This is a genomic window from Nonomuraea sp. 3N208, assembly GCF_052245935.1.
Taxonomy (GTDB): domain Bacteria; phylum Actinomycetota; class Actinomycetes; order Streptosporangiales; family Streptosporangiaceae; genus Nonomuraea.
This window is the reverse complement of record NZ_JBQQBR010000006.1, coordinates 235818-251075: the sequence shown is the minus strand read 5'-3', so window position 1 is coordinate 251075 and position 15258 is coordinate 235818. Positions and strand designations below refer to the sequence as shown.

The 15258-nt window shown below is 71.9% G+C and carries 12 protein-coding genes; 9 read left to right on the top strand and 3 right to left on the bottom strand.

Going from position 1 to position 15258, the window contains the following annotated elements; genetic code table 11:
* Window positions 1-44: 44 nt before the first annotated feature.
* The 8 genes from ACTWPT_RS11155 to ACTWPT_RS11120 all read left to right on the top strand — a co-directional run bounded on the left by ACTWPT_RS11155 (window position 45) and on the right by ACTWPT_RS11120 (window position 9967).
* Window positions 45-914 carry a DUF2877 domain-containing protein gene (locus ACTWPT_RS11155; RefSeq protein ID WP_443177207.1) on the top strand — a complete coding sequence of 290 codons (870 nt, stop codon included), beginning with the start codon at window positions 45-47 and terminating at the stop codon, window positions 912-914.
* 11 nt (window positions 915-925) lie between these two features.
* Complete coding sequence (locus ACTWPT_RS11150; RefSeq protein WP_443177206.1) at window positions 926-2260, top strand: FdrA family protein; 1335 nt, start codon at window positions 926-928, stop codon at window positions 2258-2260.
* Window positions 2257-3645, top strand: a complete 1389-nt coding sequence (locus ACTWPT_RS11145; protein ID WP_443177205.1) for a DUF1116 domain-containing protein — start codon at window positions 2257-2259, stop codon at window positions 3643-3645. Before ACTWPT_RS11150 ends, ACTWPT_RS11145 begins: the two co-directional genes overlap by 4 nt.
* 141 nt (window positions 3646-3786) lie before the next feature.
* Window positions 3787-5826 carry a protein kinase domain-containing protein gene (locus ACTWPT_RS11140; protein ID WP_443177204.1) on the top strand — a complete coding sequence of 680 codons (2040 nt, stop codon included), beginning with the start codon at window positions 3787-3789 and terminating at the stop codon, window positions 5824-5826.
* Between the two features lie 48 nt (window positions 5827-5874).
* Window positions 5875-6447: a TetR/AcrR family transcriptional regulator gene (locus ACTWPT_RS11135; protein WP_443177203.1), complete on the top strand. Its 573-nt coding sequence runs from the start codon at window positions 5875-5877 to the stop codon at window positions 6445-6447.
* A gap of 55 nt (window positions 6448-6502) precedes the next feature.
* Window positions 6503-7777 carry a Cmx/CmrA family chloramphenicol efflux MFS transporter gene (locus ACTWPT_RS11130; RefSeq protein WP_443177202.1) on the top strand — a complete coding sequence of 425 codons (1275 nt, stop codon included), beginning with the start codon at window positions 6503-6505 and terminating at the stop codon, window positions 7775-7777.
* Complete coding sequence (locus tag ACTWPT_RS11125) at window positions 7774-8589, top strand: MOSC domain-containing protein (RefSeq protein ID WP_443177201.1); 816 nt, start codon at window positions 7774-7776, stop codon at window positions 8587-8589. Before ACTWPT_RS11130 ends, ACTWPT_RS11125 begins: the two co-directional genes overlap by 4 nt.
* 85 nt (window positions 8590-8674) lie before the next feature.
* Window positions 8675-9967, top strand: a complete 1293-nt coding sequence (locus ACTWPT_RS11120) for an MFS transporter (protein ID WP_443177200.1) — start codon at window positions 8675-8677, stop codon at window positions 9965-9967.
* Here the strand turns inward: ACTWPT_RS11120 and ACTWPT_RS11115 are convergent.
* Complete coding sequence (locus ACTWPT_RS11115; protein ID WP_443177199.1) at window positions 9949-11517, bottom strand: bifunctional 3'-5' exonuclease/DNA polymerase; 1569 nt, start codon at window positions 11515-11517, stop codon at window positions 9949-9951. The genes ACTWPT_RS11120 and ACTWPT_RS11115 overlap by 19 nt on opposite strands.
* 21 nt (window positions 11518-11538) lie before the next feature.
* Complete coding sequence (locus ACTWPT_RS11110) at window positions 11539-12882, bottom strand: metallophosphoesterase family protein (RefSeq protein WP_443177198.1); 1344 nt, start codon at window positions 12880-12882, stop codon at window positions 11539-11541.
* Window positions 12883-13156: 274 nt separating this feature from the next.
* On the opposite strand from ACTWPT_RS11110, the gene ACTWPT_RS11105 reads away from it, so the two are divergent.
* Window positions 13157-13573, top strand: coding sequence for a hypothetical protein (locus ACTWPT_RS11105; RefSeq protein ID WP_443177197.1), 417 nt, complete (start codon window positions 13157-13159; stop codon window positions 13571-13573).
* Window positions 13574-13620: 47 nt separating this feature from the next.
* Here ACTWPT_RS11105 and ACTWPT_RS11100 read toward each other — a convergent pair whose 3' ends face one another.
* The gene (locus ACTWPT_RS11100) at window positions 13621-15252 is read right to left on the bottom strand and encodes an FAD-binding oxidoreductase (protein ID WP_443177350.1); all 1632 of its coding nucleotides are present in this window, start codon (window positions 15250-15252) and stop codon (window positions 13621-13623) included.
* Between the last annotated feature and the right edge of the window lie 6 nt (window positions 15253-15258).

Genomic DNA, 15258 nt, shown 5'->3' with positions numbered 1-15258 from the left:
CCTGCCCGTTCTACGGTCAGGTCCAAGGTCGGTTGGGAGGTCCGGTGACGGTCAGTACTCACGCGCGGCGTACCCGCATCCATGTGACGGGCGCGGCCAGCACGGCGGTACGGCCGGTCCTGGAGTCGCCGCGCCGCCCCGCCCGCGTGCTCGCCGCCTTCCCCGAAGGCGTGTATCTGGAGGTCAGGACCGATCTGGAGCCTTCGGTGATCGCCGTCATCACCGGCGAGGCCACCAGGCTGCCGAACTCGGCGCTGCTGGCGGGCGCGCTGCCGCACGTCACGGTGGGTGACGAGGCGTCGGTGGGCGACCGCACGATCGACCTGGGGCCTTTGAGTCTGCGCGTGCGCCGCTGGTGGGATCCGGCACCGTCGCTGGGGCCGGCTGATCGAGCGCTGCGGGATTCCCTGGCGGACGCCGCCGCGATCCTGGCGCGGCCCGCCGAGCCGCGGCCCGGTCTGCACGGCAACGGCGCGGTCGCCTCGCTGGCCGCCGCCTGCGCGAAGGGGTGGCTTCTGGGAGTCGTGACGGCGGCCGAGCAGCTGATCGGGCTCGGTCCTGGGCTCACGCCGAGCGGCGACGACGTGCTGGCAGGCCTGCTGGTGACGTTGCGGCACGTCGGCCGGGCCACGGAGACGGAACAGGCGGTGTGGCTGGCGGACTGGCTGGGTGCGACCGTCACGTTCGACGCGCGCACGCGTACCACTCCCCTGTCGGCCACGCTCCTGCACTGCGCGGCCAGGGGCGAGGCCAGTCCCGAAGTACTCGCGGTGCTGCGCGGCGTCACCGGCGGACAGGCGCTCGAACCGGCACTGCGCCGCCTGCGCCGCCTCGGCCACACCTCCGGCGCCGACCTCACCCAGGGCGTCGCCATCGGCGTGCACGCCGTCCTGGCCCTGGGCGGGCAGCGGTGAGCCCAGAGGGGGTGAGCGCGGAGGCGGTGCTGGTCCGCAAGGGGGCGTACTACGACTCGGTCCAGCTCATGCGGGTCAGCCGGGCGCTGGCGGACACGCCGGGCGTCGAGGCGGCCATGGTCGCCATGGCGACGGACCTCAACGTCGCCGTCATCAGGGACCTCGGCTTCACCGTCCCCGAGGCCGGTCCCGGCGATCTGCTGATCGCCGTCCGGGCGCACGACACCCGGGCGGCCGTCGCCGAGGCCGACCGGCAGCTGACCACACTCCAGCGCCCTGGGACCGCGACCGAGCAGGCACCGCTGACCACCGGCTCGGCGGCCGCCAGGGGCCCGGCCGACCTGGTTCTGGTCTCGGTGCCGGGCGAGCACGCGTTCTGCGAGGCGTACGACGCCGTCATGGCCGGCCTGCCCGTCATGATCTTCAGCGATGGCGTCCCCATCGAGCAGGAGCGGCGGCTGAAAGAGCTGGCAGAGCAGCGGGACGTCCTGGTGATGGGCCCGGACTGCGGCACCGCCGCGATCGGCGGCGTCGGCCTCGGCTTCGCGAACGTCCTCGCTCCCGGCCCCATCGGCGTGGTGGCCGCGTCGGGCACCGGCGCCCAGCAGGTCACCTCGCTGCTGGACTGGGCGGGCGCGGGTGTCAGCCACATCCTGGGGGTAGGCGGCAGGGACCTGTCGGCAGCGGTCGGCGGCCTGTCGACGCTGCGAGCGCTACGCATGCTCGACGAGGACCCGGCCACCGAGCTGATCGTGCTGATCTCCAAGCCGCCCGCCCACGAGGTGGCGCGGCTGGTGGAGGAGGCCGTGGCCGGGCTGCGTACACCGGTGGTGTCCGCGCTGCTCCCCACGGACCTCACCGAGGCGACGGAGCAGGCGCTGCGCACCCTCGGCAGGTCCGTGCCGGAGTGGCCGTCCTGGCCGGGCGCCCTGCGAGAGACCTCGGCGAAGACGCTCAAGGGCATCTACGCCGGGGGCACGCTCAGCCTGGAGGCCGCGGCGGTCGCCGGGCAGGGCGACTTCGTCGACTACGGCGACGACGCCTACACCCGGGGACGGGCGCACCCCATGATCGACCCGACCCTGCGCGTGGAGGCGCTCTCCCGGGCCAGGGAGACCGACGTGGTGCTCATGGACGTCGTGCTGGGCCACAGTGCCGACCCCGACCCCGCGGCGTCCCTCGTACCCGCCATCGCCCATACGCCCGCCGCCGTAGTGGTGGCCCTCGTCGGCACCCTGGGCGACCCGCAGGACCTGCACCGCCAGGCCGCAGCGCTGCGGGCGGCGGGCGCGGCCGTGTTCCTGTCCAACGCCCAGGCGGCCCGGCATGCCAGGAGTCTTCTATGAGCCCGTTGTCCGCCCCGTCCAACGTGATCACGGTCGGCGCGGGGCTGCTCGACGAGGCGCTGGCCGCGCAGGCCGTGCCGACGACCCCGGTGGACTGGCGTCCGCCGCTGCCCGGCACCACGCCGGCGCTGGTCACGGTGCTTGCCGATCCGCGCAGACAGGCCGCCAACGAACTGGCCGCGCGCCGCCTCACCTCCGCGCGGCCGCGCCTGGTGGGAGTGCGGCGGGCCTCAGAGGTGCTCGCCGAGGGCACGTTCCTGCACGCGGGCCCGCCGATCACGTGGGAACGCGCCTCGGGCCCGATGCGCGGCGCGCTCATCGGCGCGATGTTGCTGGAGGGCCTGGCAGGAGACGAGCACGACGCGACGGCCAAGCTGGCGGCCGGTGAGATCATGTTGCGGCCGTGCCACGAACACGCCGCCGTGGGACCCATGGCGGGCGTGGTGAGCCCGTCCATGTGGTTGTTCGAGGTACGCGACGAGGAGTACGGCGGCACCGCCTACTGCTCGCTGAACGAGGGCCTGGGCAAGGTGCTCAGGTACGGCGCGTACGGGCCGGAGGTCCTCGACCGGCTGCGCTGGATGGACACCGTGCTCGGCCCCGCGCTGGCCGCGACGCTGGAGCGGACCGGACCGATCGACCTGCGCTCGCTGATCGCGCAGGCCCTGCAGATGGGCGACGAGCTGCACAACCGCAACCGGGCCGCCACCTCCCTGCTGCTGCGCGAGCTGGCCCCGGCCGTGGTCGAGGCCGCCCCCGCGCACGCCGCGGAGGTGCTGCGCTTCATCAACGGCAACGACCACTTCTTCCTCAACGCCGGCATGGCCGCGGCCAAGGTCAGCACGGACGCGGCACGCGACATCCCCGGCTCCACCATGGTCGTCGCCATGGCCAGGAACGGCACCGACTTCGGCGTCCAGGTGTCAGGGCTCGGCGGGCGCTGGTTCACCGCCCCCGCCGGGGTGCCCGACGGGCTCTACCTGGGCTCGTACGGCCCAGAAGACGCCAACCCCGACATCGGCGACTCCACCATCACCGAGACGTCGGGGCTGGGCGGGTTCGCGATGGCGGCGTCCCCGGCCATCGTGCGGTTCGTGGGCGGCGAGGTGGCCGACGCGGTGCGGGCCACCCGCTCCATGTACGAGATCACGCTCGCCGAGCACCCCGCCTACCAGATACCGGGCCTCGGCTTCCGCGGCACGCCGGTCGGAATCGACGTCACGCTCGTGGCCAGGACGGGCCTGCTGCCCGTGGTCAACACCGGCATCGCGGGGCGGATCCCTGGAACGGGCCAAGTCGGAGCGGGCCTGGTCAAGCCACCCGCCGAGGCTTTCACCAGCGCATTGCAGGCCTTGGCCGGCGCAGTAAGTGATCTGTTTGATTAGCGATATATCTGCACGTCATCAGCGTTGTAAAGGGGCATCAGCTTCCATTACGGATTCCCCGCCGATATCGTGTCGAACCTCAATAATCTGCAAGTAGCGTGAAGACGCACGTGACGGATGAGGCGAGATGGGGGCGGGAAGATGGCAGCCGACCGCTTGCTGAGCGGTCCCGGCGGAGAGGGAAGTGCCGCGAGTGGCGCCCCGCAGAGCCAGGGCCGCCTGATCGGCAGGCGTTACCGTCTCATGTCGCCGGTCGGCAGAGGCGGCATGGGCATGGTGTGGCATGCCCACGACGTCCTGCTCGATCGGGACGTCGCGGTCAAGGAGCTGATCCTCCCGTACGGACTCGACCACGCGGGCAAGCAGGTGGCGCACCGGCGCATGCTGCGCGAGGCCAGATCGGCCGCGCGGCTGACGCACCCCGGCATCGTGACCGTGCACGACGTGGTCGAGGAGGACGGCCGTCCCTGGATCGTGATGGAGCTGGTCCGGGCGTGGTCGCTGGAGCAGGCGGTACGCCAGAGCGGGCCGCTTCCCGTGATCCAGACCGCCGAGATCGGCATCCGCGTGCTGGACGCGCTCACGCACGCGCACGCCGCCGGGATCCTGCACCGCGACATCAAGCCGGGCAACGTGCTGCTGACCCAGGACCGGGTGGTGCTGACCGACTTCGGCATCGCCGCCATCGAAGGCGACGTGAACATCACACAGACCGGGCTGCTCATGGGGTCGCCGGCGTACATCCCGCCGGAGCGGCTGTCCGGGCAGCCGATCACCCAGGCGGCCGACCTGTGGTCGTTCGGGGCGACGTTGTACGCGGCCGTCGAAGGGCGGCCGCCGTACGAGGGGCCCGATCCGGTGGCGGTGCTCGGCCAGGTGCTCACCCAGGACCCGATCACGCCACAGCGGGCCGGCTCACTGATGCCGGTGATCGAGGGATTACTCCGCAAGAGCCCCGTGGAGCGGCTGACGGCCGTACAGGTCATGGAGATGCTGGAAGCGGTGCTGCGGGCCCACGGCTCCGCCCGCCCGCGCAAGCCCGAGACGCTGCCCAGCCCGGTCGACCCGACGCCCGCCGGGCTGCTGCCGCCGCTCGACACGCCGTCGGGGCCGATGCCGTCACGGATCGTGGAGACGCCCTCGGGGCCGGTACGCGTGCCGTACAACCCGCTGAGCAGCCCGTCGGGCGGCCACTCGATGCCGTACGACGGACTGTCCACCCCGTCGGGCAGCCACCGGACCGACCAGCTGCCTGGCGCCTTCGGCACGGGACCGCAGGCACCCCCGGCCTTCTCGACAGGCCCGCATCGGATGGCGGGGCGAACCCGCGACGACGACCTGGACGGCCCGTCGGGACCGCACCCGCAGCCGATCCTGCCGCTGACCACCGACAGCCGCTCGTCCACGACCTCCGGCGCGACCCCGTGGCCGCTGGCCTCCGCCGACGACCTGCGTGAGCATTCGCGTGATCTGTCGCATGACATCGGCAACAGCCGCCTGGCCACCCTGCCGAGCGCCGGGCCGCGCCCGGGCAAGAGCAGGCGCAGGCCGGACGAGGACGACGGACCCTGGATGCGCGACGGGCGGCCCACACCGCTCGCGATCGTCAGCGCGCTGCTGGCGGTGGCCGTCGTCATCGGCGCCGTGATGGTCGTCCTGTCGTCCGGCGGCACGCCCGAGGCCGCCCCGAGCACGCCGGCCCCCACGTCCGCCACCGACAAGACGCTGCAGGCCGACCCATCGGTCGTCCCCGAGGGGTACAAGGAGCACACCCCGGCCGGCTTCTCCGTCGCCGTGCCCGAGGGCTGGAAGCTGACCGCGTCGGGCGGCGAGGCCACGTTCACCGGGCCGAAGGACTCCGGCATCCGGACGCTCGTGGAGGAGGCGACGCCGCAGGCCGACGGCGGGCTGGCCGAGCTCGGCAGGCTTGAGGCCGACGGCGGCCTGGAGAGCTACATCCAGGTGCAGCTGCAGAGGGTGGACTACCGCGGCTGGAAGGCGGCCGACTGGGAGTACACCTACACCACACCCAACGGCGTCCCGATGCACGCGCTGACCAGGTACGTCACGATCGACGACACCACCGCGTTCAAGATCACGTTCGACCTGCCCGAGCTCAAGTGGGACGACCAGGCCGACACGCGGCAGGTGTTCCTGGACACGTTCAGGAAGACGACGTAGCCCCGAGATATTGCACCGACCGTTCCAAAACATGCTAACGTGCGGAGCATGGCGCGACCGAGGAAGTTCGAGGAGGCGCGGGCGGTCGAGGCGGCCATGCGCGCGTTCTGGACGGCGGGCTACGAGGCCACCTCGACACAGGACCTGTGCGTGGCCACCGGGCTGGGGCGCAGCAGCATCTACAACACGTTCGCCAGCAAGCACGATCTGTTCGAGAAGGCGTTGCGCCACTACATGGACGAGCGCGACGCCGTACTCGCCGAGCTCATGTACGGCGACCTGCCCATCAAGGAGAAGGTCAGGACCGTGCTCTGGTGGGCGGTCGAGCCCGACCCCGAGGATCCGGCCGGCTGCCTGGTGGTCAACTCGATGATCGAGCTGGCCCCGCGCGACCCCAAGGTGGCCGAGATGCTGCGGCGCGACAACGACAAGCGGTTCGAGATCATGCGCTCGGCTTTCGAGACCGCCCGCTCACGTGGCGAGATCGACCCGGCCAAGGACCCGCTCGCGCTGGCGCGCTTCGTGTTCGCCACGGTCAGCGGGCTGCGCGTCATGGCCCGCGGCGGCGCCGACCGGGCCGCGCTCGGGTCCGTCGCGCGAACCGCGCTGGACGCACTCTGACCTTTTCCTGTCCGCGTTTTGAACTGATTAATCTAAAACAGGAAGGGAGTCCGCCATGCCGTTGGCGGTCTACATACTGGGCCTGTCGATCTTCGCTCAGGGCACCTCGGAGCTCATGCTGGCCGGGCTGCTCCCCGAGATGGCCGCCGACCTGGGCGTGTCCGTGCCCCAGGCGGGGCTGCTGATCTCGGCGTTCGCGATGGGGATGCTGGTCGGAGCGCCGGTGCTGGCCGCCGCCACGCTGCGCTGGCCGCGCCGCACGGCACTGCTGGCCTTCCTCGCGGTCTTCGCGCTGTCGCACATCGTGGGCGCGCTGACGTCGAGCTACGGCATGTTGTTCGCCACCAGGGTGGTCGGCGCGTTCGTGTACGCGGGCTTCTGGGCCGTGGCCGCGAGCACCGTGATCGGTCTGGTGCCCGCGAACGCCCGTGGCAAGGCGATGAGCGTGCTCGCCGGCGGGCTGACCGTCGCGACCGTCATCGGCCTGTCCGCCGGCACCGTCATCGGCCAGCACCTCGGCTGGCGGGCGGCGTTCTGGGCGGTGGCGGCCCTGTCGGCCCTCGCCGGCGCCGGCGTCCTCGCCACCATCCCGGGCGGCCGTCCGGGACCGGCGGCCGGAGCGCAGGCGGTCCTCGGCTCCGGCGACACGCCGGTGACCGGCGCAGGGTCCGGGAACGACGGCGGCACCGCCGTCCCGCGCCTCGCCGACGAGCTGCGCTCGATGACCAGCCCCAGGCTCTGGCTCTCCTACAGCACCACCGCACTCACGACGGGCGCCCTCCTGGTGTCCTTCAGCTACCTGAGCGTGATGCTCGTCGACACCACGGGCCTGGACTCCGCATGGGTGCCCGCCGTCCTCGCCCTCTACGGCGTCGGCTGCGTGATCGGCATCACGATCGGCGGCAGGATCGCCGACGCCCGCCCGTTCCTGTCACTCTCCACCGGCATCGCGGGCCTCGTCGTCATCTCGGCCGCACTGGCCATGGCCGCGTCTGTCCCGCTCCTCGCCATGCCGCTGATCTTCCTGCTCGGGGCGTTCGGCTTCGCCACCAATCCCGCGCTCAACACCCGCGTCTTCGCCCTGGCCAAGAACGCCCCCACGCTCGCCGCCGCGGTGAACGTCTCCGCCTTCAACGTCGGCATCACCGTCGGCCCTTGGCTGGGCGGCCTGTCGATCGGCGCGGGCCTCGGCTACCCGTCGGTGGCCTGGATCGGCGCCGCGATCGGCGTCGTCTCCCTCGCCACGGTGGCCCTCGCCGCGCGCCTGCACCGCGCGGACACGGCCGCGCCGGAGCCGGCTGCGGCCGGTGAGGTACGGTCGGCCGTATGAGGCTGGCGAGCATCCACTTTTATCCCGTCAAGTCCACCGCAGGACACGAGATCCGCGAGGCCGAGGTTCAGCCCTGGGGGCTGGCGGACGACCGGCGCTACCTGATCACCGACGAGCGCGGCGAGGTCCTGACCGCGCGCGAGCAGCCGCGGCTCCTGGCCTGCCTGGCCACGGTGGACGACGGCGCTCTCACCCTGGCCGGCCCCCACGCCGCCCCGCTGCGGGTCATCCCGGACAGCGCAACGTCCATGGTGGACATGGGGCGCACGCCGGTTGAGCTCACCGACTGCGGTGACGACGCGGCACGCTGGCTGTCGGAGCTGGCGGGGCGGCCGGTCCGGCTGAAGTGGCTCGACGACCCCACCCGCCGCCCGGTCGATCCCGCGTACGGCCGTCCGGAGGACCGCGTCAGCCTGGCGGACGCGTACCCGCTGCTGCTGACATCCACCGCCTCGCTCGCCCAGCTCAACGACTGGATCGCCGAGGGCGCGCTGGAGCGCGGCGAGGAGCCGCCCGCACCGCTGCCGATGCACCGTTTCCGGCCGAACGTGGTGATCGACCGGGTCGATGCGCCGTTCGCGGAGGACCAGTGGAAGCGGGTGCGCATCGGGGCGGTCGACTTCCGAGTGACCAAGGGGTGCGACCGGTGCGTGCTGACCACGATCGACACGGCCACGTATACCAAGGGCAAGGAACCCATCCGGACGCTGTCCAAGCACCGCAAGTGGGACGGCAAGGTCTGGTTCGGCATCAACCTGATCCCGGACGGGCCCGGCCGGATTGCGATAGGAGATCCCATCACCATTCTCTGAAATAGCGCAGAAAAGGCCTTCCCCCCGATGAAAGGATGCCTGTCCTCTTTTGGGGTGATCTCAGGGGCTATGCGAGACTTCACAGGTGACCAGCACCCCCACAAAGCCCGCTGTCTCCTCTTCTGACCGGATCCGAAGCATCCAGCGCCGCACCCTGGGCGTGCTGTCCGTCGCGCAGATCATGGGCGGCGTGGGGGTCGCCGTCGGGCTGGCGCTCAGCTCCGTCGTGGTCGACGAGCTGTCGGGGTCCACGGTCATCAGCGGCTTCGCGGGAACCGCCACCGTGCTCGGCGCCGCGCTGCTGGCCCTCCCGACGGCCAGGGCCTCCGGCAAGGGCGGGCGCCGCGCGGGGCTGACGCTGGCGTATGTGGCGGCGCTGACGGGCTGCGCGATCTCCGTGGTCGCGATCAACCTGAGTACGTGGCCGCTGCTGCTGGCCGGGCTGGTGCTGGTGGGCGGCGGCACCGCGGGGGGCCTGGCGGCGCGGTACTCGGCGACGGACCTGTCGCCGAAGGGCCGCTCGGCCCGGCACCTGTCGCTGGTCGTCTGGGCCTCCACGATCGGCTCCGTCGCGGGCCCCAACCTGGCCAGGCCGGCCGATCAGATCGGCATGCGGCTCGGGCTGGTGGAGAAGGCGGGGCCGTTCGCGTTCGCGGCGCTGGCGTTCGCGCTGGCGCTGGTCGTGATCATCGTCTTCTTACGGCCCGACCCCCTCACGCTGGCCCGGCGGCTGAACGGAGCCGGGGATGCCGGCTCGCAGCGCCACCGCACAGTCAGGACCGCCTGGCAGACCCTGCGCACCACCCCGATGGCCCGCCGGGCCCTGATCATGATCGCGGTCAGCCACACGGCGATGGTGTCCGTCATGTCGATGACCCCGGTCAAGCTCCACCACGACGGCTCGAACCTGGACGTCATCGGGTTCGTGATCAGCCTGCACATCGCGGGCATGTATGTGCTGTCCCCAGTGGTGGGCTGGCTGGCCGACAAGGCAGGCAAGGTGCCGGTGCTGGTGCTCGGCATGGCCCTGCTGCTCAGCGCCTCCGTCCTGGCGGGCACGGCGGGGCACCGCGTGTGGCAGGTGACGGCGGCGCTGGTGCTGCTCGGGCTGGGCTGGTCGTGCGGGCTGGTGGCCGGCTCCGCCCTGGTCACGGAGTCCGTCCCGATCGACCGCCGCCCGGCCGTCCAAGGGCTGTCCGACCTGCTGATGAACGTCTGCGGCGCCACGGGCACGATCGCGGCCGGCGTCATCGTCGGCGTCCTGTCCTACGACGCCCTCGGCCTGGGCGTCGGCGTCATGGTCACCGTCGCGGGCCTCTGGCTGGCCGCCACCCACTACCGCGGCGGCGGGGGGGCGGGTCACTTGGCGTCGGCGTAGCAGGTGACCGCGACCGCCTCCATCGGAAAACGCACCGGCGTCTGCCCGAACAGAAGCCTGCTGGCCTCCTCAGCCGCCGCGGACACGGCCGCCATCACCTCCTCGGCCTGCGCGATCGGGCAGTGCACCATCACCTCGTCATGCTGGAAGAACACCAGCCGGGCAGGCGAAGGCAGCAGCCCACGCAACACCGCGAGCAACGCCAGCGCCCACTCCGCGGCCGTCCCCTGCACCACGAAATTCCGCGTGAACCGCCCCCGGTCCCTGGCCGCACGCCCGCCTTCGGGCCCCGACACCAGCTCCTTCCACCGCGCCGACGGCGGCGGGCAGGTGCGGCCGAGCCAGGAGCGCACGAGCCGCCCCTCCTCCCCCGCCTTGGCGGCGTCCTCGACGAACTGGTAGGCCTGGGGGAAGCGCTGCCGCATCATCGCCAGCAGCTTGGGCGCGTCCCCGCTGGTGCCCCCGTACATGGCGGACAGCATCGCGATCTTGGCGTTGTCCCGCTGACCGCCGAAGGACTGCGCCAGCGCCGAGTACAGGTCGATCTCGCCGGCGGCCCCGGCCAGCCCCACATCCCCGGCCATCGCGGCCAGCACACGGGGCTCCAGCTGCGCCGCGTCGGCGACGATCAGCACCCATCCGTCGTCGGCGACCACCACCCGCCGCATCACCTTGGGGATCTGCAGCGCCCCTCCCCCGCTGGTGGCCCACCGCCCGGACACCACACCGCCCACCACGTATTCAGGCCGGAACCGCCCGTTCCGCACCCACTGGTCGGCCCACACCCACCCGTGAAAGCTGTAGAGCCTGGCCAGCTCCTTGTACGCCAGCAGCGGCGCCACCGCCGGATGGTCGATCTGCTTGAGCTCCCACGACCGGGTGCTCTTCAGCGCCACCCCGGCGCCCTTGAACGCCTTGATCAGCTGCTGCACCGAATCGGGATTGACCGGATGCCCGAACGCCGCCGCCACCTCGTCGGCCAGCGCCTGCAGCTTGGCCGGCCGCATGCCGTGCACCGGCCGCGGCCCGAGCAGCTCGGTCAGCAGCGCGTCGTGCACGTCCCTGCGCCACGGCATGCCGTCGTGCGCCATCTCGGCCGCGATCAGCGCCCCCGCCGACTCGGCCGCGACCAGCAGCCTGAACCTCCCGGGCACAGGCAGCGCCTCGATCCGCCGCAGCTGATCCGCCAGCACCTCGGCCACCGCCTCCGCGGCGAGCGGCTCGGGGGCGAAGAGCGTGCCGGGCGCGTCCGGCTGCTCGTCGGGCACCGGCAGCCCGTGCAGCCGCGCGTGGGCGGCCCTGGCCGAGCGGGGCTCGCCGTAGCGGCCCTCGTACGCGAGCAGCAGCCCTTCGGTGAGCGCGATGTCGTGGCAGCGCGAGACCCGCACGCCCGCCCGCAGCAGCGCCGGATAGGTCTCGCGCGTGTCTGCCCACACCCACCGCGGCCGCTCGGCCGCCTCGATCTCGCCTACGGCCTCCGCCAGGTCCGCGCTACAGCTGGCCGCGCCCCCGACCGGGAGCACCGTCTCGCCGGCGACCACGACATACACGCACCCAAGGGTGACAGACAACTACGACAAACTGATGCGCACCTCGTCCTCCACCGGCGGCTCCAGCTCTTGCGCCAGGCATCCGGTTGCGGCGAAGCACCGTAACGTCAGCTCCTCCGGCGTGACCGACACGTGCAGGAACTGCTTGAAGAACGGCGGCGTGTCCCAGTCGGACAACTCAGACAGGTAGCGGTGGAACACCTTGTCCACGGGCAGCCGGAACGGCCACGGCCAGGCCCCGAGCAGCCGCGCCGCCCACCGCATCCGGCGGGTGATCTTCACGGGCCCCCCGGGCGTCCTGACGGGCCGGTTCTTGATGTGCTCGGACATGATGCACAGGGCCTCGTCGGGCCTGAGGTAGAGCCACTTCATCCGCAGCCTGCGCGCGTACAGCTGGCTGTAGAACGACAGCGAGTCGCCGCGCAGCGGGTAGCACTTGAATTCGTCCTCGTGCACCCCTCCCACGTCGACCCGGCCGATGGTGTGCGTGGCATGCATGAACGCGCCGCCGCCGCCCGCCACGACGTACTGGATCACCCGATCGCCGACCTTGACCGGATACCGCTGGTAGTTGTGCACGTCTCCGCCGATGGCCGCGACATACCGGTGCGCGGGGTCGCGCACGATGTCGTCAATCGTGCCGCCTTCCTCCAGCTGTGAGGGCTTGTAGGCGTTCGCGGTGTAGATGGGCTTGCCGGTCACGAGGATCTTCGGCCGGGGGTCGAGCGAGACCCGGCGCAACCACGCGGTCTGCGCCTTGTCGATCACGTTCCTGATGCCGGTGTCCACGCCGACGATGAGCAGGCCGTCGCTCTCGATCGCCCAATACGGCCCCGGCTGCTCGGCCTGCTGCGACGGCTTGCCCCTGAGCGAGCGCGCCTCGGCCAGCCGTGCCTCGTCGATCGTCTCCGGCTTGCGCCACAGCAGGCCGCGCAGCCCACGGTCGGGTTTGGGCTTGAGCGGCGGCGCGTCGCAGAAGACCCGCATGAAGCCGCCGAGCCCGTCGTACCAGTCGTGGTTGCCGGGGATCGCGTAGATGGGTGCGTCGTAGTCCTTGTACGGGCGGAAGAACTTGTCCCCGTACTCGTTGCCCGATCCCGTCGGATAGACGACGTCACTGGCGACGATGGCGAACGACGTCCCTTCGCCCGCTTTGAGCATTCCGGGAACGACGGCGTATTGGGAGGCGTCGCCCTCGCCGGTATCGCCGAGCAGCAGAAAACTGAAATTTCCCCCAACGGGTGGCTTGATACGAAATTCTGGGTCAATCCCACGCGCTTCCTGGGCCGCCACCCACCGCACCCGGACCTCGCCCGAGGGATCGCCGAACAACCCGGCCAGGGTCTCGTTGCGCGAACGCCACAAGGTCGCCAGATTCAGCCAGCTGAACCCATGACCATTGGGTCTGAGCTGGTCAAACGTACCGATCTGAGGGCACGCCCACCCCGCGCCCGCTTCCGAAACCCGTGAGGAAAGCTGTTTTCCGCGCTCCGCCGCGACTTCGACCATGACCACATCTTTACCGCGATCTCCCATTCGCGCACCCCGAACGCTCTGTGCCGCAGAGAACACAGAAGGTTCACAATGGTGTAGCCTCACGCCCCAAGCAAGCGGTTGGGAACGCCCCGGGGAGGCGCCCATGACGCATAACGGCCCGGACGAAGCGTCCAGAAAAGGCACGTCCGAGGCGAGGGCCATCGAGGGTTTGCTGGCATATGCCCAGAAACGGCCCCGTTGGGGCAACGGCGCGATCGACTGCCTGAGCGAGGCCATCGCCAGGAGCCGGGCCCTGGCCAGGGAGCGTCCCGGCGAGCACACGGAGTTGTTGGCGCGCTGCTTGAGCACGGCGGCGAAGGTGCTGCTCAAGCGGCGCCGCGCAAGGGAGGCGCTGCCGCTGGCCCAGGAGGCGGTGACGCTCACCCGAGCGGAGGGCGGCGCCCCGCTCGTGGTCTCGCTGCATCGCCTGGCCGCCGTGCTGGAGGCGCTCCACCGCTACAGCGAGGCCGCCGCGACACTGGCCGAGGCGGACGGCGTCACTCCGCCGCCGGACGCCTGACCGGCGCATGCGGCCGCCGTACGAAGCTCCGGCGCGGCCCGGCCGCTTCAGCCGGTCCACGGGATCAGCACGCCGGGGTTGAGTATCCCGGCCGGGTCGAGCCGCGATTTGACCGCCTCCAGGATGGCGACGCCGACCGGGCCGATTTCGGCGGCGTAGGCATCGCGGTGATCGCGGCCGACCCCGTGGTGGTGCGTGATCGTGCCGCCCGCCTCGACGATGGCCGCGCTCACCGCCGCCTTGGCCCGTTCCCACTGCGCCACCGGGTCGTCGTCCTGCGCGGTCACGACCGTGAAGTACAGCGACGCGCCGGTCTCGTACACGTGCGAGATGTGGCACATGACGAGCGATGAGCCCAGTTCGCCGAGCAGGGCCAGCCGCACCGCGTCGTAGAGCCGCGGCAGATCGGCCCAGAACCCGGCCGTCTCCAGCGTCTCCACCGTGGCGCCGGCCGCGAGCAACGCGTCACGCAGGTATGGGGCGGAGAAGCGGCCCCGCTCCCATTCCTCGCCGGGCACCTCCCCCACGGGCTCACCGCCCATGCGCGCCAGCACGCGCGCGACCGCTTCCCGCCGAGCCGGGAGGGGGATCCCCCGGCCCGCCTCCACGGCGCCCGCCCAGCCGTCCGCGACGTCGCGACCGGTCGCCGGCCAACCCTCGTAGCCCACGATCGCCAGGCAGCCCGCCTCGCCGCCCGGCTCGATGGATTCGGGCTTGGCCAGGCCGACCATCGTCTCGTTCTCATCCGACAGCCGCAGCACGACCGGCAGCGGCCCTTCTTGGGCGATCGCCCGCAAGGCCGCGCTTCCCTCGGCGAACGACGCGAAGCGCCACCTCTCGTACAACCGCTCGGCGGGGGCGCGCCGGACGCGTAGCCGCAGCGAGGTGATGACTCCGAAGACGCCCTCCGAGCCGAGCAGGAGCTGCCGCAGATCGGGACCGGCCGCCGACTTGGGGGCACGGCCGAGTTCCAGATCGCCCGAGGGCGTGGCCACGGTGAGGCCGACCACCATGTCGTCGAAACGGCCGTACCCGGCCGAGGCCTGGCCGCTGGAGCGGGCCGCGGCGAAGCCGCCGAGCGTGGCGTACTCGAAGGACTGGGGGACGTGCCCGAGCGTCAGCCCGTGCGCGGCGAGCAGCCGCTCGGCGTCGGGAGCCCGCACGCCCGGCTCGAACTCGGCCACCATCGACTCGGTGTCCACCGACCGCAGCCGGTCGAGCCGGCCGAGGTCCAGCGCGATCACGCCCGCGAAGCCGGCTCGGGAGGCCTGGAGCCCGCCCACGACCGAGGTGCCGCCGCCGAAGGGCACCACCGCGATCCGCTCCGTGGTGCACAGCCGCAGCAGCGCGGCCACCTCCTCGTGCGAGCCGGGCAGCACCACCGCGTCGGGCGCGTCGGAGCCGTCCCCGGCACGCATGCGCAGCAGGTCGGGGGTGGACTTGCCGCGGGTGTGCAGGACGCGGTCGGCCCGCGAGGTCAGCACGTGCTCCTCGCCCACGACCCCGGCAAGCGCCCGCAGCAGCGGCTCGGGCAGGGCGATCGGCGGCAGCTCAACCGACTCCAGGGTCGCGGCGGGAGCGGGCGGCGGGCGCACGCCCAGCAGGTCGTGCAGCAGCTTCAGCACCTGATCCGGCAGCTCGCGGCTCTTGGCGGGATCGCCCCAGCCCGCCCATCGCATGGGTTC

What these genes read in the sequence shown, in the direction of transcription:
- ACTWPT_RS11105 (WP_443177197.1), top strand. Translation starts at nt 13,157, where the DNA reads ATGACGCATAACGGCCCGGACGAAGCGTCCAGAAAAGGCACGTCCGAG.
- ACTWPT_RS11135 (WP_443177203.1), top strand. Translation starts at nt 5,875, where the DNA reads ATGGCGCGACCGAGGAAGTTCGAGGAGGCGCGGGCGGTCGAGGCGGCC.
- ACTWPT_RS11145 (WP_443177205.1), top strand. Translation starts at nt 2,257, where the DNA reads ATGAGCCCGTTGTCCGCCCCGTCCAACGTGATCACGGTCGGCGCGGGG.
- ACTWPT_RS11100 (WP_443177350.1), bottom strand. Translation starts at nt 15,252, where the DNA reads ATGCGATGGGCGGGCTGGGGCGATCCCGCCAAGAGCCGCGAGCTGCCG.
- ACTWPT_RS11125 (WP_443177201.1), top strand. Translation starts at nt 7,774, where the DNA reads ATGAGGCTGGCGAGCATCCACTTTTATCCCGTCAAGTCCACCGCAGGA.
- ACTWPT_RS11140 (WP_443177204.1), top strand. Translation starts at nt 3,787, where the DNA reads ATGGCAGCCGACCGCTTGCTGAGCGGTCCCGGCGGAGAGGGAAGTGCC.
- ACTWPT_RS11130 (WP_443177202.1), top strand. Translation starts at nt 6,503, where the DNA reads ATGCCGTTGGCGGTCTACATACTGGGCCTGTCGATCTTCGCTCAGGGC.